The 674-nt window shown below is 61.5% G+C and carries 1 protein-coding gene; it reads right to left on the reverse strand.

Annotation, left to right across the window (positions count from 1 at the left end; translation table 11 throughout):
• Window positions 1-304 precede the first annotated feature (304 nt).
• On the reverse strand, window positions 305-674 hold a 370-nt coding region (locus tag AC1D0P_RS26685), incomplete at its 5' end, for an efflux RND transporter permease subunit (protein WP_477679484.1).

Genomic DNA, 674 nt, shown 5'->3' on the forward strand with positions numbered 1-674 from the left:
TGGTGAAACCGTCCACCCATTCCTGGGTCAGCGCCTCGTGCTGGGCATTGTAGACGAGGATGCCGTCGCTATCGGCGGCGCTGGCGCTGAGCGGCAGGAAGAACGCTGTCAGCGCAAAGGCGCCGGCGATCAGTTGGGGCAGGAATCGGCTTGGCATGTGACCCTCCAAAGTGGGCATTACTTGAAGATTGCGGCCCACTTATGGAAAGATGACGTATGCAGTCAAGTTAATTTATGTCGCGGGCAGGCATTCCACCTATGAGCAAAATGCCTGCCTCTCCATGCGCCAGATCAAGGCAGATTTCTATTCGGCTGCCAGCGGCAACTTGTAGACATTGCCGGCTTCGATCGTCTTGTCGTCGCTCTGCTCCTCGGCCGGCGGGTCCTTGCGCTTCGGCGCGCGGCCGAAGAACAGGGCATAGCCGGCGGGCAGCACGAAGATGGTGAGCAGGGTCGCGACCAGGATGCCACCCATCATCGCATAGGCCAKCGGYCCCCAGAASACSYCGCGSGAGATCGGGATCAGCGCCAGCACCGCCGTCAGCGCCGTCAGCGTGATCGGCCGGAAGCGGCGAACGGCCGCACCGATGATCGCCTCTGACCGATCCATGCCCGCCGCGATATCCTGGTCGATCTGGTCAACGAGGATGATCGAGTTGCGCATGATGATGCCG

Source organism: Polaromonas sp. P1_G2 (assembly GCF_056405515.1).